Source organism: Streptomyces sp. NPDC101181, assembly GCF_044767975.1.
Taxonomy (GTDB): domain Bacteria; phylum Actinomycetota; class Actinomycetes; order Streptomycetales; family Streptomycetaceae; genus Streptomyces.
Map to the genome: position 1 here is coordinate 1 of NZ_JBIWOX010000041.1, position 1,559 is coordinate 1,559.

The 1,559-nt window shown below is 68.6% G+C and carries 1 protein-coding gene; it reads right to left on the reverse strand.

The features are described from left to right. Positions 1–109: 109 nt before the first annotated feature. Positions 110–1,315, reverse strand: coding sequence for an IS110 family transposase (locus ACIRRU_RS30390; protein ID WP_403685673.1), 1,206 nt, complete (start codon positions 1,313–1,315; stop codon positions 110–112). Between the last annotated feature and the right edge of the window lie 244 nt (positions 1,316–1,559).

Below are 1,559 nucleotides of genomic sequence, written 5' to 3' on the forward strand. Positions count from 1 at the left end.
CGGCGGCTGGGCAAGCCTGTGCTGATGGACTTGGAGGGCGACGATGGGCATCCGGTGATCGGCTTCGACGTCGAGGCCGATCGGGTCGTCCTCCTCGCAGACCCGCAGGTCAGGTGACTGCGGCCGACGGCTGCGGTTCGTAGAAGGTTCCGTCGCGGAGCATCGCGAACAGGACGTCGGCCCGGCGGCGGGCGAGGCAGAGCAGTGCCTGAGTGTGGTGCTTCCCTTGGGCGATCTTCTTGTCGTGGTAGGCACGCGATGCAGGGTCGGCCAAGGCGGCGAACGCGGAGAGGAACAAGGCCCGCTTGAGCTGCTTGTTTCCTCTCCGGGAGGGCTGTTCACCGCGGATCGACGACCCGGAACTGCGGGTCGCGGGGGCGAGGCCGGCGTAGGCGGCGAGGTGGCCGGCGGTCGGGAAGGTTCTGCCGTCACCGACTTCGATCAGGATGCGGGCTCCGGTCCTGACGCCGACGCCCGGCATGGACGTCAGGACCTTGGAAAGAGGGTGGTTCTCCAGCAGTTCCTCGATCCGGCCGGCCAGCAGTTTCCGCTGGTCAAGGACAGCGGCGAGTGATCTGGCCAGACTCGGGACGATCAACGCGGCCGCGTCGGTCCCCGGAACGGTGACGGTCTGCTCGTCCAGCGCGGCGAAGATCTCCTCGACCAGCCGCTCAGCCATCCTTGGCGCCTTCGGTCGCAGCAGCGTGACCAGCCGCCGACGGCCCGCCTTGCGTATCTGTGCCGGTGAGCCGAACCGCTCCAGCAAGGCCAGGACAGCAGGGTGCTGCAGTCGCGGTCCCAGGACCCGTTCCAGCGATGGATGGATCTGGGTCAGCAGGCCGTGCAGCCGGTTGGCGACGCGGGTGGCCTCGCCGGCCAGGTCGTCGTCGAACCCGACGATCATCTCCAGCTCGGCGATCGTCTCGTCCTCGCCGTCAATCGCCCGCAGTGTGTGCGGCATCGCGCGGGCCGCGTCCGCGATGATGAATGCGTCTCTCGCGTCGGTCTTGGCCTCGCCGGGGTAGAGGTCGGTGATCCGCCGCATCGTCAGCCCCGGCGGGTAGGCGACCGGGCAGCCCATGTCCCGGGCGACCGCCAGCGGCAGGGCGCCGATTGAGGCCGGCTGGTCGACCACGACCAGCACCGTTCCGTGCTTGGCCTGGAGTTTCGCGAACAGCTCGCGGAGCTTGGGTTCGGTGTTGGGCAGGCGCTTGTCGAACGCCTTCTTCCCGGCCGGGGTGACGGCGGTGGCGTGGTGTTCGCCCTTGCCGACGTCCAGGCCGAGGAAGACGTCGATGTCGCCGGTGTCGATCACGCGCAGGCCCCTCCATCACGCTTTCGTCCGGCCTTGCCAGGGCACCGAGCTGCCACATCCACGTTACGGAGAGCTCAACCGGCCCGGGTGAAGCCGGTGCTCAAGCCCCTCATCAGCGGTCCGTCGATGCCTCCAGGTCCGGTGACACCACCCCCCCGGATCATGAACAACAAGGGGGGGAATTCATGCCGGACCCGAAGGCCGGAGGCCCCATTGCGGAGCCACGTAGAAGGTAACGGGGGGG